The sequence below is a fragment of the Singulisphaera acidiphila DSM 18658 genome (assembly GCF_000242455.2).
GTDB lineage: Bacteria > Planctomycetota > Planctomycetia > Isosphaerales > Isosphaeraceae > Singulisphaera > Singulisphaera acidiphila.
In genome coordinates this window covers 8,568,969-8,590,627 of record NC_019892.1, presented here as the reverse complement: position 1 = coordinate 8,590,627, position 21,659 = coordinate 8,568,969, and the positions used below count along the sequence as shown (strand labels likewise).

General features: G+C 63.0%; 14 protein-coding genes, 1 tRNA gene and 1 pseudogene. 2 read left to right on the top strand and 14 right to left on the bottom strand.

What is annotated here, in order from left to right:
• Positions 1 to 17 precede the first annotated feature (17 nt).
• From SINAC_RS33350 to SINAC_RS33310, 9 genes and pseudogenes are all read right to left on the bottom strand, one after another.
• Complete coding sequence (locus SINAC_RS33350; RefSeq protein WP_015249943.1) at positions 18 to 836, bottom strand: isoprenyl transferase; 819 nt, start codon at positions 834 to 836, stop codon at positions 18 to 20.
• 160 nt (positions 837 to 996) lie between these two features.
• A complete protein-coding gene (locus tag SINAC_RS33345; protein ID WP_015249942.1) occupies positions 997 to 2,304 on the bottom strand; it encodes an adenylosuccinate synthase in 1,308 nt (435 codons plus the stop codon).
• 175 nt (positions 2,305 to 2,479) lie between these two features.
• Positions 2,480 to 3,637 (bottom strand): glutamine-hydrolyzing carbamoyl-phosphate synthase small subunit, encoded by a 1,158-nt coding sequence (carA, locus tag SINAC_RS33340; RefSeq protein WP_015249941.1) that lies wholly within the window; start codon positions 3,635 to 3,637, stop codon positions 2,480 to 2,482.
• Positions 3,638 to 3,799: 162 nt separating this feature from the next.
• Positions 3,800 to 5,491: an ABC transporter permease gene (locus SINAC_RS33335; protein ID WP_015249940.1), complete on the bottom strand. Its 1,692-nt coding sequence runs from the start codon at positions 5,489 to 5,491 to the stop codon at positions 3,800 to 3,802.
• A 128-nt stretch (positions 5,492 to 5,619) separates the two neighbouring features.
• Positions 5,620 to 6,788: pseudogene (locus SINAC_RS40735) on the bottom strand (DUF1501 domain-containing protein).
• Between the two features lie 492 nt (positions 6,789 to 7,280).
• Complete coding sequence (locus SINAC_RS33325) at positions 7,281 to 8,750, bottom strand: IS701 family transposase (RefSeq protein WP_015244795.1); 1,470 nt, start codon at positions 8,748 to 8,750, stop codon at positions 7,281 to 7,283.
• Between the two features lie 650 nt (positions 8,751 to 9,400).
• Complete coding sequence (locus tag SINAC_RS33320) at positions 9,401 to 10,498, bottom strand: ABC transporter ATP-binding protein (RefSeq protein ID WP_015249939.1); 1,098 nt, start codon at positions 10,496 to 10,498, stop codon at positions 9,401 to 9,403.
• Complete coding sequence (locus tag SINAC_RS33315) at positions 10,495 to 11,820, bottom strand: type 2 periplasmic-binding domain-containing protein (protein WP_015249938.1); 1,326 nt, start codon at positions 11,818 to 11,820, stop codon at positions 10,495 to 10,497. The genes SINAC_RS33320 and SINAC_RS33315 overlap by 4 nt, the downstream gene beginning before the upstream one ends.
• A 207-nt stretch (positions 11,821 to 12,027) precedes the next feature.
• A complete protein-coding gene (locus SINAC_RS33310) occupies positions 12,028 to 13,932 on the bottom strand; it encodes a M20/M25/M40 family metallo-hydrolase (protein ID WP_015249937.1) in 1,905 nt (634 codons plus the stop codon).
• A 276-nt stretch (positions 13,933 to 14,208) separates the two neighbouring features.
• Between SINAC_RS33310 and SINAC_RS33305 the strand changes: the two genes are divergently transcribed.
• Together SINAC_RS33305 and SINAC_RS33300 are read left to right on the top strand one after the other, a co-directional pair.
• Positions 14,209 to 15,306, top strand: a complete 1,098-nt coding sequence (locus SINAC_RS33305) for an aminopeptidase (RefSeq protein ID WP_015249936.1) — start codon at positions 14,209 to 14,211, stop codon at positions 15,304 to 15,306.
• 98 nt (positions 15,307 to 15,404) lie between these two features.
• Positions 15,405 to 16,694 carry a hypothetical protein gene (locus tag SINAC_RS33300; RefSeq protein ID WP_015249935.1) on the top strand — a complete coding sequence of 430 codons (1,290 nt, stop codon included), beginning with the start codon at positions 15,405 to 15,407 and terminating at the stop codon, positions 16,692 to 16,694.
• 62 nt (positions 16,695 to 16,756) lie between these two features.
• On the opposite strand, the gene SINAC_RS33295 is transcribed toward SINAC_RS33300, so the two are convergent.
• The 5 genes from SINAC_RS33295 to SINAC_RS40340 all read right to left on the bottom strand — a co-directional run bounded on the left by SINAC_RS33295 (position 16,757) and on the right by SINAC_RS40340 (position 20,659).
• The gene (locus SINAC_RS33295; RefSeq protein WP_015249934.1) at positions 16,757 to 17,455 is read right to left on the bottom strand and encodes a pirin family protein; all 699 of its coding nucleotides are present in this window, start codon (positions 17,453 to 17,455) and stop codon (positions 16,757 to 16,759) included.
• Positions 17,456 to 17,638: 183 nt separating this feature from the next.
• Entirely contained in the window at positions 17,639 to 18,100 is a 462-nt protein-coding gene (locus SINAC_RS33290; protein WP_015249933.1) for a DoxX family protein, read from the bottom strand.
• A gap of 447 nt (positions 18,101 to 18,547) precedes the next feature.
• On the bottom strand, positions 18,548 to 18,862 hold the full coding sequence (locus SINAC_RS33285) for a hypothetical protein (protein ID WP_015249932.1): 315 nt from the start codon (positions 18,860 to 18,862) through the stop codon (positions 18,548 to 18,550).
• Positions 18,863 to 19,891: 1,029 nt separating this feature from the next.
• A tRNA-Cys gene (locus SINAC_RS33275) sits at positions 19,892 to 19,962 on the bottom strand.
• Between the two features lie 439 nt (positions 19,963 to 20,401).
• Positions 20,402 to 20,659, bottom strand: coding sequence for a hypothetical protein (locus SINAC_RS40340; RefSeq protein WP_154673746.1), 258 nt, complete (start codon positions 20,657 to 20,659; stop codon positions 20,402 to 20,404).
• Positions 20,660 to 21,659: the final 1,000 nt, after the last annotated feature.

The following is a 21,659-nucleotide window of genomic DNA, read 5'->3' as shown; positions in this document are numbered from 1 at the left end:
TGCCGTTCGGCTTTGAACTATCGTGTGGCCTTGGGGGCAGACGGTCTCCGCGCTTGGCTGTTCGCCGGTGGCGTCGGGAGGCCGCCGAACTTTCGCTCGCGCGCGGCGAACGCATGGCAGGCGGCGAGCAAGTCATCGCCTCGGAACTCAGGCCAGAGGACGTCGGTGACCCAGATCTCGGAGTAGGAGATCTGCCAGAGCAAGAAGTTGCTCAGACGCATCTCGCCGGCGGTCCGGATCAGGAGGTCCGGGTCGGGCATTCCGTGGGTTGTCAGGTAGGTGGCGAAGAGTGACTCGTCGACCTGGTCGGGCTGGAGCGTGCCGGAGCGGACGTCTTCGGCCAGGCGGCGCGCGGCGTCGGCGATCTCGGTGCGCCCGCCGTAGTTGACGGCCAGGCAGAGCGTCATGCCCGTGTTCTCCGCCGTTTCCTCCACCGTGCGGTCGAACTCGTCGAGCACGGCGCTGGGGAGTCCCTCGCGCCGGCCGATCATCGTGAGCCGGACGTTCTGTTCCATGAGCTCGGCCCGCTCGACCTTGAGGAAGTGGCGGAGCAGACGGAGCAGGAAGGTGAGTTCTCGCGGTGGGCGTTTCCAGTTCTCAATCGACAGGCAATAGAGCGTGATCTGGTCGAGGCCGAGTCGGCATCCTTCCTCGACCACCGCGCGGACGCTCTGAATTCCCCGGCGGTGGCCGACGATTCGGGCTCGTCCCCGGTTTTGAGCCCAGCGGCCGTTCCCGTCCATGATGATCGCGACGTGCCGGGGCAGTTGCTCGGGCGTTAACCCGAGTGCGGAGATCCGCGCCAGCCCTTCCTCCGAGATCGAGACGTTCGCCATGTTGAAATACGATCCGGTGCCGTTTCAAAGGAAGAGACGCAACGCGCTGACAGAGCACGATCCGGACCAACGCCGGGAAAACGTCAAAGCGGCTCACTCGAGAAAAAAGGAGACGGCCCCCGCGAACGAACGGTCGTTCCCCAGGGGCCATCTTCTTGAATCAAACGCGAGGCGCATCGTCGCCGAGGATGATCGTCTGCCGGCGCTCGGGGCCGACCGAGACGATCGAAACCGGAACCCCGATCTGCTTCGCGAGGTAGCCGACGTAGTTCCGTGCCTCGGTGGGCAGATCGGCCCAGGCGCGGACTCCGGTCAGGTCGGACTCCCACCCCGGGAGCGTCTCATAGACCGGGCGGCACCGTTCGAGGTCGGAAAGGTGGCCAGGCATCTCGGTCACTTTACGGCCCGACTCGTCCTCGTAACCGACGGCGACTTGCAGCTCGGGAATCCCGCTCAGCACGTCCAGGAGCATCAGCGAAATTTCGGTCGAGCCGCTGACTCGGGCCGAGTAGCGCGCAGCCACGGCGTCGAACCAGCCGCAGCGTCGGGGCCGGCCGGTCACCGTGCCGTATTCTCGCCCCACTTTGCGGATCCGCTCGCCCACTGCGTTGTCTTGCTCGGTCGGGAACGGACCGCCGCCGACTCGAGTGGTGTACGCCTTGACCACGCCGATCCAGCGGTCGATGTGCCGGGTCGGCATCCCCGAACCCGCCGCGATTCCCGCGGCGCTGCTGTTGGAACTGGTCACGTAGGGGTAGCTACCGTGATCGACGTCCAGGAGAGATCCCTGAGCCCCCTCGAACAAGAGTCGCTTGCCTTGGCCGATTGCGTTGTGCAGCCAGGTCGTCGTGTCTCTGACGTAGGGGCGCAGCCGCTCGGCGTAGCCGAGATATTCTGCCGTGACGGCCTCCGCCTCGATCGGCTCGTAGTCGGGGAGCATCGCCAGGAGGAGCCGGTTCTTGAAGGCCACGATCCGCTGGATGTGCTCGCGGAACCGCTCGGGGTGGTAGAGGTCGCCGACGCGCACCCCGTGGACTCGGCCGACCTTGTCCTTATAGCAAGGGCCGATCCCGCGCCGGGTCGTGCCGAGGTGGTCGGCCGCAGAGGCCGACTCTTCGGTCAGCCGTTCCTCGGCCATGTGGTACGGCAGGATCACGTGTGCCCGGTCGCTGACGTGCAGGCGATGGCCCATATCGATTCCCTGGGCAGCCAGGGTCTCGATCTCTTTGAGCAGGGCGGGGGGGTGGATCACGACGCCGTTGCCGATCACCCCTTCGGTTCCCGGACGGAGGATGCCCGTCGGGATCAGCGAAAGCTTATACGTCACCCCGTCGGCGACGACCGTGTGCCCCGCGTTCGCGCCACCTTGGTAGCGGACGACGGCATCGTGCTGGTCACAGAGCAGGTCGACGATCTTCCCCTTGGCCTCGTCTCCCCATTGAAGGCCTACTACGCAAGTCGAAGCCACGGCACGTCGTCTCCGGTCTCGGCGAACGGGCGCCCCGTCTCAGAGCGGGTCGGGTCGCTTTGGAACGCAAAGAATCAAGGTAACGCCCTCGGGCCGCCTCCGTCAACCGCGTGACGAAGTGGAAGCCTGGGAGGACGTCGTAAATTGGGCGAATGAGTCAAGAAGGCTTTTTCGGTTAGCTCATCATTTTGCGGAACTGGGCGAACAGGTACTGGCTGTCGTGCGGGCCCGCCGAGGATTCGGGGTGGTACTGCACGCTGAAAACGGGAAGTTTCTTATGCCGAAGACCTTCCAGCGTCTGGTCGTTCAGGTTGACGTGGCTGGCTTCCACGTCAGGCGGTAGCGTGTTCGGGTCGACGGCAAACCCATGGTTCTGGGTGGTGATTTCCACCTTGCCGGTGGCTTCGTTGCGGACCGGATGATTTGCCCCGCGATGGCCGAACTTGAGCTTGAAAGTCGATGCGCCGAAGGCCTGGCCGAGGAGCTGGTGGCCCAGGCAGATTCCGAAAATGGGGATCCCTTGCGACTCCGCCGCCGATCGGATCAGGGTCTTGAGCGTGGCGGTCGCATCGGACAGAGCGCCGGGGTCGCCGGGGCCGTTGGAGAGGAAGATTCCGTCCGGTTTGTGTTCCAAAATTTCGGGAGCGGTGGCGGATCCGGGGACGACGGTGACCCGGCAGCCGGTATCGACCAGGTGGCGGGGAATGTTCCACTTCATGCCGAAGTCGAGTGCGACCACGTGCGGTTTGCGATCGGAGCCGGCTCGAGTCGTTGTCGCCGTTTGCCCTTCGGACGTCGGGAGTTCAAAGGACGTGTTCAGCCCTGGTTCCCAGGTGCTCGACTTGGCGGGCATGACCTCACGGGCCAGGTCGCGTCCGACCAGGCCGGGGCTGGCCTTGGCCTTGGCGACGAGGTTGGCGTCGTCGAGGTCGGTCGTCGAGAGAATCCCCTTCATCGCCCCTTGCTCACGGGTCAGGCGGACCAAAGCGCGGGTGTCGATCCCCTCGATGCCGATCACGTTATGCTCGGCGAGATAGGCGTCGAGTGATCCCCCGGCTCGGTAGTTGCTCACCACCCGGCTCAGTTCGCGAATCACGAACCCACGGACCCAAGGTCGGCCGCTCTCGGCGTCCTGGTCGTTGATTCCGTAGTTGCCGATCAACGGGTAGGTCATCGTCACGATCTGGCCGTGATATGACGGGTCGGTCAGGATCTCCTGGTAGCCGGTCATGCTCGTGTTGAAGACGACCTCGCCATCAACCTCGCCGCGGGCTCCGAAGGCCCGACCTGTGTAAACCGTGCCGTCTTCCAACGCAAGCTTCGCGATGTCCATGGGATTCGCTGGGTGCTCCCCGAAAATTCGGTGCCAAGGAGATCGTTAGTCAAGTTCGGCCGGGACCCAACTTTCCGCGACGCCGCGCGCGGCAACGTCCAGTATACCGCTCGTGCGGGGGCGGAGACCAGTCTTGCTCGAAGACGACGCATGGAAACGCGTTCAAGGGCGTCCGTGGAACCAGTCGCCGAGCGGCTCGGAGCGGACCTTCGCGGCCAAGCCGAAGGCGGTGAGGTTAACGGCGATCACGCAAGTCGCCAGGGCGGCGGCCAACGACCGGGCTTCGCCAGTCTGGTCGGCCAGGAGCAGAATTCCCGGTGTGACCGGCCGATTTTCCTGGGACGGGGTCAGGATCAATGCGGGTGAGAGGCTCGTCGCCGCCAGGACCAACGTCAAAAGGAACACACCGGGGGGGACGCCAAACCAGCCGGCCAGTCCTGCGCGGTGGGCCTGCCGTTCGGTCGCCCCGAGGGTGATCGCCACGTCAGTCAGTTGGCCTCGAGACCAACGCCCAACCTGCTGCGCGATGAGCATCAGGGGCGACTGGCTTGCGGCTGCCACTGCCAGGAGGAGCAGAGGCCCGGGCGTTTGATAAGGGTCGAGGCTGTCTCTGAGGGTTGTGAAACCCGCAATCAGAAATTCCGGCCGCTCCCCGATTCGGAGCTCGTCGACCGCCAGGTGGAGAAGCCACCCGAATGCCAGTGCCCCAACACCGATCGTCAGCGGAGGGAATGCGTCAGGCCATTCCGCCAGGCGAGCGACGCTTCGCCTCCGCCCGGCCCAGACGCTCAGCGATCGCGCAGCCACCAGGTCGATCGCCACCACCGCCAGGCCCAGCGCGATGGAGTTGAAGATCAACTGTCGTGACTCCGCCTGGTTGAGCCGATGCAAAAACGCCGAGACGGACAGGTGCCCGGTTCCGGAGGAGGGGGAGAATGCCGAGACAATCAACGTCCAGACCGGTAACCAGGCCATGGCCACACCCGAGGTGAGGAGCACGAGAAAGGCTGCTGCGCGAGGCCAGCGCGTGTCCTCCGCGCGGGCGACCGCCGGCCCTGGCGGCAGTGCGCTCGGCCGTCCGCCCCACCAGTTCAGGAGCCAGCGCCCCGCCATCGCAATTCCGACCGCCTCCATGGCCAGCACGGCCGCGCGAGGCATGGGGTCGAGTCCGAAAGCCGCCTCCACGATCTGGAAGGCCAGGGTCCGCCGCAGTCCCAACATGAGCGGTGCGCCCGGCTCGACCAAGGAGAGGGTGAAAACAACCCCCGCAGCCCGCAGCGCGTAGGGGCGGACCGGCGGCCAGATCAGCTCCCACCAGATCCGGAATCGGCTGGCTCCCGTCTGTCGGGCCGCCTCGATCCAGCTTGGTTCCACCCGACCCAATGCCGAAGCCGTCGCCAGGGCGACGAGCCCCACTCCGCTGGTCATCTCGGCCCAGATCCAGCAGATCCAGGCCAGCCCAGGGCCGGCTGGTCCGTCGACCACGAGGCGATCCCCGAAGAACATTCGCAGTCCGAGCGCCGTGAACAGAGGAGCGATGACGGCAGGTGCCAGCGTGAGTGCAGCCAGCAGCCCTCTCCCCCAGAATCGCCACCCGGTCATCACGCGTGCCAGCCCAACCCCCAGGACCAGCGACCCCAGCGTGACGATAAACGCCCCCACCAAGCTATTCAACGACGCGAGTCGCACGAACGGATCGAGCAGCGCCAGTGCGAAGGGGAAGACCGTTGGCCGAACGGCGCTCCCCGGCCCCTGATCAACGAACGCCGCGGGCACGAGCGCCAGGACCGGTATCAGAAGGATCAACCAGAGCACGAGGCCCGCGACTCGCCCAGCCCGACGGAGAAGACCCATGCAGACATCCCTCTTCAATGCAACCGGTTCGACCTTCGCCATCGTACCATAAGAGGACACGATTCGGGTCTCACCGAGAGGGGGATCTTATGCGCTTTGTCTCAGGTGTTGCGATCCGTCGTTGGCGATCAGCCGAGTTCCCGGATCGGTGTCCCGTACGGCAGAAGCGCGATGGGCCGGCCGGCGGAGTCTGGCAAGGTTTGCATCGGATCAATGCCGAGGAAGCGGTACCAGGTGGCCAGGAGGTCGCTGGGATGAAAGCGGCGATCCTTGGGCTCTTCCCCCTTGTGGGTCGTAGAACCGATCACCTGACCCATCGGCATACCCCCGCCGGCCATCAAGACCGACATGGCGGCCCCCCAGTGCTCGCGGCCGGGTTGGCCGTTGAAGTTGGAGAGCCTGGGCGTGCGGCCCATCTCGCCCATGACGACCACGAGCGTGTCGCGGTTCATTCCTCGGCAGTGAAGGTCCTCGATCAAGGCCGAGATTGCCTGGTCGAGGACGGGCAGGCGGATCTCCATCTGTTCGAAGATGTTCCAGACGCTGGCATGGTCGTCCCAGGAAAAGGCCTTTTGGCCGGGGACGTTTGGGAAGTCGACCGTGACCAGCCGGACCCCGGACTCGACAAGGCGGCGCGCCAGCAGGCAGCGCTGGCCGACGACGTTGCGGCCGAAGCGATCACGAAGCCTGGGGTCCTCGCGATTGAGGTCAAACGCTTCGCGGGCGGCCGAGCCCCCCAGTAAGTCCAGTGCTTGCTGTTGGTAGGTGTCCAGCGCGTCGACGATCCCCGAGTCATCCGCCCCCGGCGGTGTCTGGCCGAGTGAGGTCAGCAGTTGGCTCCGACGCGCGAGCCGGGTGCGCTGGGTGGCGTTGAGCGAGAGGCTCGGAACGTGGAAGTTCGCCGCGCCGGGGTCGTCCGTCACCTGGAACGGTCCTGATGCCGGTCCGAGATGCCCTCCCCCCTCATATCGCATGTTCGGCAGCGCAACCCATTGCGGCAGGCCGGGGAGTCGACTGGGTAGGAGCTTCTGGGCCGCGTTGAAGATGAACGGGTACTTGGGGGCAAACGGCGGCGTTTCTACCAACTCGCCCGTATAGCCGGTCAGGACGGTGTGGGTGCTGTTGACGTGCCCGGGGCTGTCGTGAGAACTGAGCGGATCAAGGCGTATTTGTCGGCAATGCGAGCCAGGCGTGGTAGCTTTTCGCTGATTGCAATCCCCGGCACGTTCGTCGAGATCGGCCGAAACGTTCCGCGATACTCCTCGGGCGCGTCCGGTTTGAGGTCGAACGTCTCCATGTGGCTCGGACCGCCCCAGAGCCAGACTACAATGATCGAGGGGCCGTGAGAGGGCGCTCGCCCCGTGGTTGCTGCTGTAGCCTCCAGCCGAAGCAGGTCGGCCATCCCCAGCGTCGAGAGCCCGGTCAGCGATGCTCGCAGGAACGACCGACGCGGCAGTGCGCCCGGACAGATTGCGTGATTTGAGGAGGCGGGGGGCATGGTGCGCTCCTTGACGCCGAGGGAGATTGGGGCTGCCCGTCGGTTCCCAGCCTGGAAGCGTTTGCGACCTCATCCTTGTGTCGAACAATCACCTGACTAATTTTAGGATCATAACATCTCCTGGACGCTTCGCAAGTTCCGCAACTCGCCCGAGTTCTTTTCGGACCCTTCAGTTTGACTTTTGCCGTTTTGACGACCTTGTCGTGCCAGCGCGCACCCTGATCCGAGGAGACCCCTTGCGACGGCGTCTCGGACCGGGCTTTTGAGCGTGGCAAGCGACTTGGCGGGGGTTCAGGCCGCGGGGGCAAGGCCGTTGAGCAGGAGTTGCCGGAATCCGGGCGTGAGCTTTTGGAACACCACGCGATCACCAGGGATCGCCAAAACCCATTCCAGCCACAACCAGCGGCGGACCGCCGTGATCGCATCCGAGAACGTTACATCACATTTGCCCGGCCAGTCCACGCCGCCGACCCGCGACCCGCGTCTCGGCAATCGGGAGTAAAGCCAGGTCACCAGGGTATACAGTCCGAACAGGCAGGGACCCACGCGCAGGACCGTGTCTCGACTCCAGCCACGCGTCGTCTCCATGCGGAGGTAAGAGCGAATTTCCTCGAAGGTGGTCTCGATGTTCCACCGCGCGGTGTAGGTCTCGATCAGCGACGTGACGCTCATCGTGGCGTCGGTCGTGAAGAAATATCCATCCCGGTGCGTGCCGTCCCGGTCGTGGACGAAGACCCAGCGCACGTTCACCAGGGGACGTCCTCCCTTGTACCAGAGTCCGGTCCCCGTCACGGTCTCGACACGACGTCGGCCGCCGCCGTACCAGGCGACTTCCAGGGCCTGTCGTTGCTGGCTCACCTTGACGACTTCCGCCGGGCCGGGCAACTTCGCTCCCTTAACCCGAGGACGTCCCAGGCCCGCGTATTGCGGTGGTGGCTCGACCAGGTTGGCATCGGGGTAAAACAAGCTGACGAGGGTCAGCCGCTTCGGGGTCCGTGCGGCCAGTTCCGCCAACTCGTGGGTCGCATAGCCGCCGTCGGCGGTGACGACCAGGGTCCGATCAGGGAACCATCGCATCAAGACACGAACCAACTGGCCGAGCAATTGGGGCGGTGTTTTGTGCCGTCGGCCGCACTTCGCGTTATCCTCCTTGGTTCGATACAGCGCGATCAACAGCGGCAAGGCCCAGCGTCGCGTGGCCCAGGGGACGGGGACGAGCAGGGCCAAGACGACCCACTTATGCCCCCAGCGGAACGCGGTGTAGGTGTGAGTCGAGCGAACCGGGTCGCGATGGCGTCCCTTACCGTAGACATGAGGGCCGGGATGCTCGGTGACTGTGTCGTCACCCGCCAGGAGGATCGGCCCGTGCGGCACGAAACTGGCGAGGACCGTGGCGATGTAGCGGCGAGCCAGGGCGGCGAGCGACCATCGGTCGCGCGAGAAGACGCGGTGATAGCTGCTGGGGTGCCCGGGCGCCAGGGTGCCCAGGACACGGAGCAGGTTGTTGATCGTGCGTCCGCCCAGAGTCAGGATCGCGGCCAGGGCCAGGAGGATGAACCGGCGATGGGCCGCCCGCGAGAAGGCGGGTTCGAGGGGGTCAAGAACGGTGCGGACCTGCTTGGGGAGTTGCTCGTGAATTCGTTCGAGCCTTCGCCGTGTGGCCCGCGCCTTGCGAGCCTGTCGCCGCCGGTTGGTCCGCAACCGCAAGCGAAGTTGCTTCACGGAGAGTCGCGCGCGAGTCCGATCGGTTAAACTGGTCATGGCGGCCTTCTTGTGTGCGAGGAAGGGCTCTGTGCATACCCCTCATTGCACCAGGGAGGCTCGCCACATTTGTATCCCAAAACGGCAAAAGTCAAGTTCAGGAAACCGTTTGAATAAGCCTACGAAATAAGTCCTGAATTTCGGACAAGAATTGCATTATAGATTAATGAATATTTTGATTTTTTTTGTGTTTGTTGATTTTATTTGTCAAAATATTTTTGATTTTTTGTGAATTGGCAGGTTTGCCTCGGTCGATTTCTCGGCATGCTTTTTACAGAGACCGAACCGGCACGGCCAAGGTTTACCCAGAAGCTTTTGCCGATACTGTTGTACGGTGAATCGCATGAGTGAGAGCCGCAGTCTGGTCCTCCGTGATTTCCGGATACACATGGCAAGGCGGCATCGCTGTCGGAACAGGTTGAGCGGGCCGAGGTCGACCCGCTGCGCGGGGACTGAATTCTTCAGCGCCGAGGGTGACGATCCGCCCACCGAGTTCAATCGGTCAGGGGCCGGGTAAACTCCGTGCGCCAGGTGGCCGGGTCGGGACTCGACTCCGGGCCCGCGACGTAGCATTCCCAGAGGTCCGGCCCTGGTAAGTGCCCGTTGGCCGCGATCCAGGCGCCGAACTCGCCCCAGAGGGATGGGTTGCCTCAGCCGCTCTTGGGGATGGCGTACTTGCCTTGGAGCACCACAACGAGATCCGACGGGATTGAGAAGGTGAGGCTCTGCCCTTCGCGGAGGTTTTGTGACTGGCATTGGAGGGCCAAGGCGACGACGGGCCAATCGCCGGGGCCTCGGAGGTGGACCTGGCGGACTTCGCCCAGGAAAACGAGGCGCTCGACCGTCGCGGCGAATCGGTTCGAGCCGGGGGGGACGGTCGAACCGACGGACACCGCTTCCGGGCGGATCGAGACGGTGACGGGTGATCCGGCTGGCAAGGGACCGTTCAAGCTCTGGCCGACCATCCGGCCGAAGGGGGTGCGGACGACGACTTCGCCCCGGCTGTCGGCCGATTCAACCTGGCCCTGCACCAGGTTGGTCGGGCCGAGGAAGCGGGCGACGAACGTGTCGGCGGGACGGTTGTAGACTTCGTGGGCCGGTCCGACTTGAACCACCTTGCCCAGGTCCATCACCGCCAGGCGGTCGGCCAGGGAGAGGGCCTCCTTCGCATGATGGGTCAGGACGAGGGTGGTGATCTCGGTCTCGGCATGGATCCGGCGGATCTCGTCGCGAAACTCGTCGCGCACCCGGCTTTCGAGCCGCGCCAACGGTTCGTCGAGGATCAGGAGTTGGGGTCGGACCGCCAGGGCACGCGCCAATGCCACGCGCTGGCGCTGGAGAGTTGTGAGGTGGCCAGGCCGTTTTTCGGCCAGGCTGTCGATCCGCAACGCGCCCATCGCTTCCGCGACCCGTTCTCGGCGCTCGGCGCGAGGCATGCGCTGGACTTTCAGGCCGTACCCGATGTTTTCGGCAACGCTCAATCGCGGCCAGAGGGCATCGTCCTGGAAAACAAGTCCGACCTTGCGTTCATGAGGGGGGACGACGTTCATGACCCGGTCGTCGAAGAAAATCTCGCCGTCATCGAGCGTGTCGAGGCCGGCCACGAGCCGGGCGAGCGTCGTTTTCCCCGCGCCGGACGGACCGAGCAGGAACGTGAGCTCGCCGGGAGGGATCTCGAGCGAGGCTCCATCGACCACGGCGACTCGATCGTAGCGCTTGGTCAGACCTTCGAGGGTGACCCGGATCATGGCTTCAATCCTGTTACGGTGCGTGTGACCCGGCGGTAGCGTTGGCGTGCCCAGGCCGTCCACTCGGCACGGAGCCAGGCACGGAATCGGGGCTCTCTCGCCAGGCGGCCGTCCGCCGCGCGGGCGATCTCTTCCAAGAGCGGGCCGTCCACCCGCCGCTTCGCGCCCAGCCAGCTCCGAGATAACCAGGCGCGGAGATCAGCGTCAGGGGCGAGTTGCTCGATGAGCGTCTGCACCAAGACTTCGGAATTGTCCCCTTCCATCTTTTCGATCGAGGCGGGGGGCCACGGTGGGGCTTGCGTCAACCACATCGCCGCGCGGGCCGGCTGCCCCGCCCGGTTCAGGGTGGCCCAGGCTGTCCAGAGTTCCTCTTGAGAGTCGACCAGTGTCGCGCCGAGGAGGTCGGCCAGGAGCGAGTCGACTTCGAAGTCGTCCGTCGCATCGGCCCGAGGTGGCTCGGCCTGGCCCGTCTCGTTCAGGAATTGGAAAAACATCTGAGAGAGGCGTTGGGAACCCGGCCCTGCAACGATGCCCGCCCCCTCGAGCCAGTCAGGCGCACCAGGGGCCGGGAGGAAACGAACTGATCCAGACTGCCCGACGGCGTCGGAGGCAACCGTCGGCGTCGCCTCGGCTTCTCCTCGTTCGACGGCCGCCAGCGCTGAGCCGGCTTGTCTGCCAACCCGCCGGGAGTGCCCGGCGTCGCGGACGAGCTGTGCGTATCCGTCGGCCCATGATCCGGCGTTAAGTTCTCCCTTCGCCCAGGCCAGCGCGATCGGGTCGTGACGTGGGTCGTCGAAGGTCGGCCGATCAGGTCGTCTGGAGGCAGGCTCCAGCGTCGCGGTGGGTTCCGTGGCCCCTTTGGGGGTTGGGGAGCCGGTCGCTTTCAGCCGGACGGCCCAACCCATCGGCGAGCGGTGAACGTGGCTCCAGAGGGTTTGCGCCGGGCTATCGATCGGGGCGAGCTTCCCGAGTTTCGCCAACCGCTGATAGCTCGAAGGCGGTCCGCCCAACACGATGTCTGGCGAGGGAGGACGGGGATCCCAGCGCCCACGGCGGGGGCGCACGACCTGGGAGAGGTCGGTTCCCCGCTCGATGGTGAGCCAATCAATCCGGATCCCCGTTCCCAACGGCTCCGGATCCAACTTGTTCACAAGCCAGCGTTCGAACGCCTCGTCGAGCTGACTTCGCTCGGCCTCCGACCACGAGGTCGCGATCGTCAGCGAACCTGTTTGGCCGGGGATGCGAACGCAGCCGAGCAGACCGAGGGATGCCCCCAGTAGCACCCCTCCGAAGCTAAAAAGGCGGACGGCTCGGCGGCTCAAGGCGTTGACTCACTCAAAAAAAGAAGGGAAAGAAGGAGCCGTCGGAGATTGTAATGCAAAAGCGATCGGCCCTTGGGTTGCCCGCCTCTTTGGGGCTGAAGACGAATCCCAGCTGCCCGGCCGTGCCGATGCTGCATGGCCGACTTCAGCCCACCATCCCTCAAGCTGGATGGTGGCCGGCTGAAGTCGACCCGACAAAACACCTTCTCACTCCGAAGGGCGATTGCCCAGGGTGATTTTCAGGGTTTCCTCTTTGCCGTTGCGTTTGACGACGACGTCGACCACGTCCCCCGGCTTGTAGCGCCCGAGGCTTTCGGTGTAGTCGTAAATCGTGGCGACGGGTTTGCCGCCGAAACCAACGACGATGTCGTCCGCCTTGAGGCCCCCCTTCTCGGCAGGACTTCCTTCACGAACGCCCGAGAGTTTGACGCCTTTGACGTTGTCGTCATAGTCGGGGATCGAGCCGAGGTAGGCTGAGATCGAGACTCGCCCCGGGTCGACATCGCCGCCGTGACCTCCTTGGCTCCCTTTGCGTACGACCTTGGTGAACTCGGGACGTTGAGGGCGGCGGGCGAGGTCGAGCAGGAGGAGCTCGGCAAAGTCGGCGATGCGCGACATTCCCGCGAAGTTGATGAGATCGGTGTCGTCGCTCGGCCGGTGGTAGTCGCGATGGGTCCCGGTGAATGCGAAGAGAACCGGGATGTCCTTCAAGTAGAACGACTGCTGATCGCTCGGCCCGAGGCCTTCCGCGATCTTCTTGAGCTTGAAGCCGGAGGATTGCGCCAGGGCGTCGACCAGGGCCTCGGCCCCGGGGGTGGTGCCGGTTCCGTAGATGGTCAGCTCGTCCTTATCATTGAGTCGGCCGACCATGTCGAAATTGACCATCATGATCGTGGACGTGAGCGGATAGAGCGGGTGTTCGACATAGTGCCTCGACCCAAGCAATCCCCGTTCTTCTCCCGAGAAGGCCATGAAGACGACGCGGCGGGGCAGGGGATCGGCGCGACGCGCCAGCCGTCGAGCCATTTCCATCACCAGCGCCGTGCCGGAGGCGTTGTCGTCGGCCCCGTTGTGAATGTCTTTCGAGAGGAAGGCGAGCGAGCCCGAGAACAGGCCGCCACGGCCGAGGTGGTCATAGTGCGCGCCGATGACGATCGTTTCTTCGGCGAGCGGCCCCGAACCTTCCAGGACGCCGACCACGTTCTTGGTCACGAGGTCCTTCCGTTCGATCTCGACCTGGGCGTCGACTTTCCATCCCTTCAGTTCGCGCGAACGGGGCTTGAGGTCGGTGTCGATCTCTTTCTCGAGCGTCTCGAGGTTGGGCTGGCCGGTCTCGGCCAGCAGCCGGTTGGCGAACTCGCGGCTGACCATCAGGAAGGGGAGCGTGGAATTGGGTTCGGTGCCCGCGGCGCCGAATGCGAGGAGTTCGTCCTTCTTGCCCTGGAGAGTGTAGGCGTCGTTGACGAGTAAGACCGCCGCGGCGCCATGTTGGAAGGCGTTGGTGGCCTTGTGGCGGAAGGAGGCGAAGCTGGAATCGCGCTTGCCGTCGAACGGGCTGTCGTCCTTGTCCTGCCGGGGTTCGCGGCGGATCAGGAGAACTGCCTTCCCCTTGACGTCGAGGCCGTTGTAGTCGTCGTAATCGAGCTTTCGCGCGGCGTCCTTGGCTGATATCCCATAACCGGCGAAGACCAGCGGCACGTCCTTGAGCGTTCCCCCCGTCCCGATGGCCAGCGGCTGGAAGTCCGTCTTCGGGTCGGCCTTGAGGGCTTTCCCTTCAGGACCGGTCAGGCTGAGGTTGAGCGGGGTTCCCAGGGTGGGTGAACCACTGATGGTGAAGGGCTGGAAATAGCCGTCGGCCCCAGCGGCCGGCTTGAGGCCGATCTGCTTGAACTCGGCCGCGATGTAATCGGCTGCCGCCTCGATTCCTTGCGTTCCGGGTCCGCGCCCTTCCCGGGCGTCATCCGCCAGGTAAGAGACATCGGACTTGAGCCGGATCTCGGCCGGACTCGGACTCCGATCTTCGGCATGCACGGCCTGCCACGAACAAGCCAGGGCCAGGATTGCCGGCGCGAGCGCCGGCCACATGACTCGGTGACGGATGGAAACGTGCATTCCAGAAGGCCCTTCCAGGGTGATGACCGGTGGGCGAGACCAACGTCCTCGGCCAACGCACGCCGAGACTTCGGCGCAAAACAGTTTAAGGATGATTCTCAGCCGTTGACCGCAATGCGTCAAGCGCTTGGCTGGCACACCCGCAGCACGACTTCGTCGTCCCCTTCTTGGTTTCTTTCCGACGGTCCAAAGCGTTGCGGACTCGACCTGGTTCCGATAAGGTGAATTTCTACGGACTGCGACATTTGTCTTGTACTTGCGACGGGGTGTAGTCGAGTGACCGATGATCTGACCGGCCGCTGGGCGGACTTGCTGGTCGACTATTGCTTGCGGGTGGCACCGGGCGAGAAGATCTTGATCGCGTCGGAGTTGGAGGCGCGGCCGTTGGTCGAAGCCTGCTATCGCGCGGTGGTCTTGCGCGGGGCAGATCCGATCGTTCGGCTCGACCTGCCGGGTTTGAGCGAGTTCTATCTCCAGAACGCGACCGAAGCGCAGCTCGCCTCAATCCCTCCGGTGGCCTTGTACGAGGCCCAGACGATCGACGGGCGGATCCGGATCTCGGCCGAGAGCGACACGCGGTCGATGAGTCGGATCGACCCCGCTCGGCAGGCGATCGTCGATAAGGCACGCGACCCGATTCGGCGGGCCGCCAGCCGCAAGCGCTGGGTTTTGACCCAGTATCCGACCTTGGCTTATGCGAACGACGCTGGAATGAGCCTGGCCGATTACGAGGCTTACGTTACGTCGTCGATGTTCCTCGACCGCCCCGACCCGGTGGGGGCCTGGCAAGAGCTGGGGCGTCGCCAGGCGGGCTTGATCGCGTTCATGGCAGGGGTCAAGACGATCCGGATCGAGGCGGAAGGGACCGATTTGACCTTGTCGGTCGCCGGGCGGACCTGGATCAACTCGGACGGCCGACGGAACATGCCCTCCGGCGAGATTTTCACGGGGCCGATCGAAACGAGCGCGACGGGACGACTCCGCTGTGGCTTTCCGGTCTGTCGCGGGGGGCGGGAACTCGTCGGTATCGCGTTGGAATTTGCCGAGGGGCGGGTCGTTTCGGCCCGCGCGGATGAGGGGGAAGACTACCTGCTCTCGATGCTCGACCTCGACGCAGGGTCGCGGCGGTTGGGGGAGCTCGGCCTGGGCCTGAATCCAGGGATCGACCGGTTCACCGGCAGTATCCTCTACGACGAAAAGATCGGCGGGACCGTCCATCTGGCCCTGGGCCAGAGCTACCCCGAGACGGGGGGAATCAACGAGTCGACCCTCCATTGGGATCTGATTGTCGACACGCGCACAGGGGGGCGAGTGACGGCCGATGGGCGGGTCGTGATGGAGAATGGGACCTGGCTCGTGGGCTCGGACGGTTAGTCGAGAGAAATCAAAAAAAGGGGGATTCGGTCGGTCGACGCCGGGGTCGGCCGGAACTCCGAGTCGAATGATGGTCTCATGAGCCAGGAGCAACCGACATGCGAATCGGGATGGCGGCTGTAGTGTTCTTGGGGCTGACGGTCATGGTCTCCGACGTCGGTGCGCAGACGAGCGACGCGGCGCTGCGCGATCGCGTACTCCAACTCGTCGACCGGCTCGGAGCGCCCAAGCTCGAGGCGAGAAAGGCGGCCGAGGAGGCCTTGATCAAGCTCGGGCCGCGGATTCTGCCTCTCCTGCCCGAGGCGGGCAAAGCAAAGAAGGACGAGCGGTCGGAGGGGCTCGAGCGGGTCCGCGCGGCCTTGCTCGAAGCCCAGAACCAGGATCCCGCCAACCTCGGGGCGGCCAAGGTCACGATCAAGGGGACCGGAATCCGCCTGACTGAAGTGATCAAGGCGCTCCAGACGCAGTCGGGCAACGTCCTGACCGACCTCAGGGAACAGGAGGGGGCCGAAGCCACCAACCCGCCCCTCGACCTCGATATTACGGACAAGCCCTTCCTCGAGGCACTCGACATCATTGCCAGGAAGGCGGAGCTCACCCCCAACTTCTATACGGGAGACGGCTCGATTGGGCTGATGGCCGGCATCCCTCCCTCGACTTATCGTGTCCTGTACAGCGGTCCGTTCCGGATCACGCTTCGGCAGATTGGCGCACTCCGCGACTTTCAGGCTGATACGACCACCGCCAACGTGCAGCTCGAGGTGGCTTGGGAACCTCGGCTCCGGCCCATGCTTCTGGCCTTGAAGGCCGACCAACTCGCGATCATTGATGACATGGGGAAGACGGTCGAGCCCCAGGTCATGGCCGAATCCACCGACGTCCCACTCCGGCCCGATAACCCAGTCGCCGAACTGAATATCAACCTCGACGCTCCGGACCGTGCGGCCAAGAAGTTGGCCTCCCTGAAGGTCAAGGCTGATGTCACGATCCCGGCGGGTCTCAAAACCTTCCGATTTCCCAGCCTCGCCGCCGAGAACGTGACCAAGAAGGAGGGGGAGATTGCGGTCACGCTCGAGGGGACCGAGATTGACGAGCAAGTCTGGAAGGTCAACGTCGAGCTGAGCTATCCCAGCGGAGGAGCGGCGTTCGAGAGCTATCGCCAGGGCCTGTTTAACAATCGTCTCTGGCTCCAGAAGGCCGACGGCTCTCGGTTCGAACACAACGGCGGCTTCTCCAACACCGCGGCCGAAGGGGACAAGCTTGGCTTCGAGTACCTCTTCGTCGATGCGCCCGGCAAGCCAGCCGACTACCAACTCGTCTACGAAACCCCAAGCAAGGTGCTGACGATCCCTCTCGAATTCGAGTTCAAGGATGTTCCTTTGCCTTGATCGGCCCGGCAACGATCGGCCCGGGCCTTGTGGGAGGCCCGGGCCGAATCGTTCGGTCCGGCTCAAGCGAGGTCGAAGAGCAGCAGTTCCGCCGGTTGGCCGGCTCGGAGTTCGATGACCTGGGTGTCGCTGAAGGCCGCACCGTCACCTGCTTGAAGCTCCGTGCTTTCCAGATCCACCGTTCCCCGGGCAATTTGTAACCAGGCATGGCGGCCGGGTTCCAGGTCGAAGCGAATGGTGCCACCGGCGTCGAGCCGCACCATCCAGAGCCGGGCATCCTGGTGAATGACGAGTGAACCGTCACGGCCGTCGCTGGAGGCGACGAGTTGCCAGCGTCCTCGCGCTTTATCCAGGTCGAATGCCTTCTGTTCGTAACTCGGTTCGTATCCCTTCCGGTCGGGTCGGAGCCAGATCTGCAACAGATGGAGCGGTTCGTCCCGCGACGGGTTGGCTTCGCTATGGAGGATGCCGGTTCCCGCCGACATTCGCTGCAACTCGCCCGGCCGGATCACCGACCCATTGCCGAGGCTGTCGCGGTGGGCGACTGCGCCCTCGAGAACGTAGGTGAGGATCTCCATGTCGCGATGCCCATGCTCGCCGAATCCTTGCCCAGCCTCGATCCAGTCTTCGTTCAGCACCCGGAGCGAGCGGAAACCCATCTGCTGCGGGTCGATGTAGTCACCGAAAGAGAAGGTGTGATACGTGTCGAGCCACCCATGTTGACGATGGCCTCTCTCTGCTGATTTTCGGATCGCAACCATGAGACTGCCCTCCTCAAACGGATCGATGTCATTGAACGCGTTCTCAGGAACCGCCCGTTAAGAGTTCTTCCAGGCGAGCGGAGAACGGATCGCTCCCTGTCTTAAAACCGCTGTCAAAAGACGGCGTGCTCACGCGCCCCCTGAGAATCACCCAGACGCCTGCCTGCTCGAATCCCTTTTTTTTCAGTGAGACTTCACGAGGTCGTGCTCTCGCGCTGGGGCCGATCGGATCAGCGAGCCCACTGTCAGGCGGCCCGGGCCAATCAGGCCAATGCCGAAGAGAAGAACGGCCAGAACCAAGGGGTATTCCATCCCACCGTTCTGGACGCTGAGGCCTCGACTGCGGACGGCAAACGCAGCCACGGTCATCGTCACCACGAGCAGGGCGGCCGCCGCCCGAGTTCCCACACCGGCCAGCAGCGCCAGTCCGCCGAAGAACTCGGCCGAGCCCGCGAGCACGGCATTGACCATGGGGAAGGGAATCCCGAGCCCATCGAGGAAACCGGAGAAACCCGTGAGCCCCGGCCCACCGAAGACTCCGAAGAGCTTCTGGGCCCCATGACCGACGAACACCACGCCCAATGCTCCCCGAAGCAAGAACCGGCCCAGTTCCGAAGTCCAGACGCCCTGATGGAAAGCCGACATGGAAATCCTCTTTGCAACGATTGTTGTTTGAACAGCCAAATGGGCAAATTTTTGGGAGGAAGACGCGGCGTTGGGCCGGATGTCATTCCTCCCTGGCAACCAAATATACGTTGCAACAACTAACGTGTCAACAGCGAGTTGTCGGAGTCGGTTTTTTCCTGGCGGCGAACGATTCGATCCGCTTGTGCGCTTCGGGAGTTGGGGATGAGGTGATGGTGTTTTGAGATTCGAGTCGGTAGTGGCCCGATGTCTGCACCTTTTCAGGTCCAGTCGGTCGCCGAAATTCGCCGAGTGCCTCGGTCCATCGGGCCTCAATCTTAGTCGCCAAGGGCGATGGTTCTGCTCTTCCTCGGGAAGGTCGGAAGAGCCTGACACGCTGGTTTGAGGCCATGGTGCAAGCGGTGGCGTTTGGGGTCGAGTTGCGGCAACGCACCGAAAGACCTGGGATCAGTTTTCTTCCACGCGAACTCGCCGCTCGAGTTCCTTTTCATAACCCCAGATGAGGCCGTTGAGATAATGTCTTCGCCACGAAGAGATGATAGCCAAGATCCTTCGACGTTTCTTCTTCGCCAGTATTAAGTTCGCCTGAATATGTGAGGTTGGGGCTGCGGTATACCAGTGAGCGTCGAGTACGCCTCGGTCCCAGGCGCTACGGTCATAGCCCAAGAAATCGACCAGGTAGCTCCAGGTCGTGTTTCGACTGTTAGGGTCGGTCGTCGCCATCATCGGAATGCCATCGCTGTCGTGGGAGAATGGATCCATCTCGATGTGGCCGCTCCCGTTTCACCCGGCTCATCGAGATCCCGAAACGTCCCCATCGACAAAATCCAGACGCGACATCGCGTTCAACTGTGGCTTCCTTCTCGTACGTCCCACTGCGGATCATGAGCGCAAAGCGGATTGTATTGAGTGCGATTATTCTGCTGCGTGTACGTTTTGCGTTCAGTTGGTTAACTTGTCGACACTTTTTAGTTCGGGGACCCCAGGCGCTATTGTTTTGAGTCGTCCTTCGAAATGCTGGACGCCGTGGATGATTAACGAGCCCGCCCGGGTTTGTGACACTGGTTGGTCCAAGTTCTCAAAGAAAATGTCGATTACCTTTCTCGAAATCTCCCTCAAGCCCCCTGGGTGGTGCAGCCGCCACGTTCTGGATTTCGGGCTGGCCGAGCTTTTGTCTGACGCCAGGGCCTCAAAAGCGACTTCCGCCTCGATCTCGGCTGTCGCACCACGCAAGAGAACGGAATCGCTCCAAAAGTTGGCCGTCGGTCAGGCCGGAGTTGGCCCCAAGCCGGAAGAGCGATTGCAAGGGCCCCAGAGTTCCACTCGATCGACTGCTCGTCATGGTTTCCCTTCCCCTTTATTCTGCCGCCGCCTTCGCCGCGTATCCCTAACCCTTCCATGCACGATTGTGGGCCGCTCATTACAGATATCTTCGACGACCCCTACCGAAAGTCTCTCAGGCGGTCCACATCTGCGAGGCATCTGAAAAAAGGCTTGGCTCAATGCGAAGGTTTTCGAGGAAGAGGTCCACGAGTTGTTCCCCTCATTTGGTCCGCCGAAATTAGTGATGTCTGCAAGAGGGCCGGCCACTCGGGCATGACTTTGGTGGCTGTTTCCGTGTGATGGATGGGCATTCTTGAAGGTGCAAGATTTTGGAGAAGGATGCGGAGCCTTTGATGACGAGTGCGAAGTCCCGCCTGTCGCTCGCTGGGGCGTGAGGGGTGAGGAGGCGAGCCGACTTCGAAACGAAAGAACCCCTGGTGGGACCAGGGGTTCTTTCTGAACTTTGAGAGGCGCCGCCCGGATTCGAACCGGGGGTGGAGGTTTTGCAGACCTCTGCCTTACCACTTGGCTACGGCGCCTTAGCGTTAACGTGAAGGGGCATATATTAGCGACCCCACGGCGGTTCAGCAAGTCGAGTTTTTGCCAAAGAGCAAAAGTGGAGGTTCATACTCGATTTAATAATTTTGGAGAGAGGGTCTTGCCAAATCCAGGGGGAATCAGATAATAGTGGGGACAAGTTAAACGGACTCACCGCACTTACTGTTGAAGTGAAGTCTCGCCCAAATGCAATTGTTATCGGCCCTCATCACTGCTCTTTCCTTTCTCCTGCCCGTAACGGGTAGAGAGGTCGAGCGGCCGGTCGGTCTTCAAACTTTGAGCGTAGCTTGGGCAGCAACGTCCTATGAGCCGTCCCTGCTGATTCACAGTCCCGCCGATTCTCCTTCACCGTTTCGCTTATTGATTGAGGGTCTTGATGAGACCGCTCTCGGTGAGCAAGAATCGAATGAGGTCGGCAGTTCAACTGCGATCTCTCAGATTGTTTTCGGTGAAGATACCTTTCCCACGCTCTTCCTGAGCACTTCCTCGCCTCAGCTCTTCGTTGCGAGGCAACCTCTCGTCTTCTCCATTCTTCGCTGCTGAGACTTGCTCATCGCGCATTTGTCGCACCGCTTTCTTTTCTGACGGTACGCTGCTGCTCTCAATGTTTTTGTTGAGGATGGCCGGCCTGAAGTAAAGCCCTGGTGTTGCGGCAAGTTTCGGCGTCGCTGTTCGCAAGCGATGATCATGATTCCAAAATCAGTGGCTTCAAGTGGTCTTAACCTCTTGCTGTGCTGATGGTTCATGGGAGTGAGACGCCATTGGACAATCAAACGTCTGTTGATCTCCAGTACTCATGGTGGTCTGCTTACGTTGGTTTGGTCGATGATTCGTCTCCCTATCGGAACCGAAGGTGGTTCGTCATCGAATTGATGGAAATGCGGCTTGTTAACGCTGTGTCGCATGAAGAAATGAAATGGATTTCAAGCGGGATGTCGCGTTTTCAGGTTTTACTGCTCAGCGGCCCGAGGATCCCGGCCCATGGACCGGCTAGTGTCCCCGGGGGGGAAGGCATAAAGCTCACTGTGGGCTGGGATCCCCGGGCCGCTGCTGTAGACTCAGACGCAGGACTAGGGAGTATTCGCTTCGATCGTAGCGGCCCGAGGATCCCGGCCCATGGACCGGCTGATGTCCCCGGGGGGGAAGACATAAAGCTCACTGTGGGCTGGGATCCCCGGGCCGCTGCTGTCGTTACGAGTTGTGTCGGATCGGTTGTTTTATCAGAAGAAGGCGGCCCGAGGATCCCGGCCTATGGACCGGCTAGTGTCCCCGGGGGGGAAGGCATGAAGCTTGCCGTGGGCTGGGATCCCCGGGCCGCTGATTCTGCTGCTGAAGGTGAAGAGACTCGATCAGACAGGGGCGGCCCGAGGATCCCGGCCCATGGACCGGCTGATGTCCCCGGGGGGGAAGACATAAAGCTCACTGTGGGCTGGGATCCCCGGGCCGCTGCTGTCGTTGCGAGTTGTGTCGGATCGGTTGTTTTATCAGAAGAAGGCGGCCCGAGGATCCCGGCCTATGGACCGGCTAGTGTCCCCGGGGGGGAAGGCATGAAGCTTGCCGTGGGCTGGGATCCCCGGGCCGCTGATTCTGCTGCTGAAGGTGAAGAGACTCGATCAGACAGGGGCGGCCCGAGGATCCCGGCCCATGGACCGGCTGATGTCCCCGGGGGGGAAGACAT

Bases quoted from the DNA above. Each gene is read 5' to 3' on its own strand.
- SINAC_RS33295 (WP_015249934.1), bottom strand. From the start codon at position 17,455: ATGGTTGCGATCCGAAAATCAGCAGAGAGAGGCCATCGTCAACATGGG.
- SINAC_RS33325 (WP_015244795.1), bottom strand. From the start codon at position 8,750: ATGACCAGTTTAACCGATCGGACTCGCGCGCGACTCTCCGTGAAGCAA.
- SINAC_RS33350 (WP_015249943.1), bottom strand. From the start codon at position 836: ATGGCGAACGTCTCGATCTCGGAGGAAGGGCTGGCGCGGATCTCCGCA.
- SINAC_RS33335 (WP_015249940.1), bottom strand. From the start codon at position 5,491: ATGGGTCTTCTCCGTCGGGCTGGGCGAGTCGCGGGCCTCGTGCTCTGG.
- SINAC_RS33310 (WP_015249937.1), bottom strand. From the start codon at position 13,932: ATGCACGTTTCCATCCGTCACCGAGTCATGTGGCCGGCGCTCGCGCCG.
- carA (WP_015249941.1), bottom strand. From the start codon at position 3,637: ATGGACATCGCGAAGCTTGCGTTGGAAGACGGCACGGTTTACACAGGT.
- SINAC_RS33320 (WP_015249939.1), bottom strand. From the start codon at position 10,498: ATGATCCGGGTCACCCTCGAAGGTCTGACCAAGCGCTACGATCGAGTC.
- SINAC_RS33290 (WP_015249933.1), bottom strand. From the start codon at position 18,100: ATGTCGGCTTTCCATCAGGGCGTCTGGACTTCGGAACTGGGCCGGTTC.
- SINAC_RS33285 (WP_015249932.1), bottom strand. From the start codon at position 18,862: ATGGATCCATTCTCCCACGACAGCGATGGCATTCCGATGATGGCGACG.
- SINAC_RS33300 (WP_015249935.1), top strand. From the start codon at position 15,405: ATGCGAATCGGGATGGCGGCTGTAGTGTTCTTGGGGCTGACGGTCATG.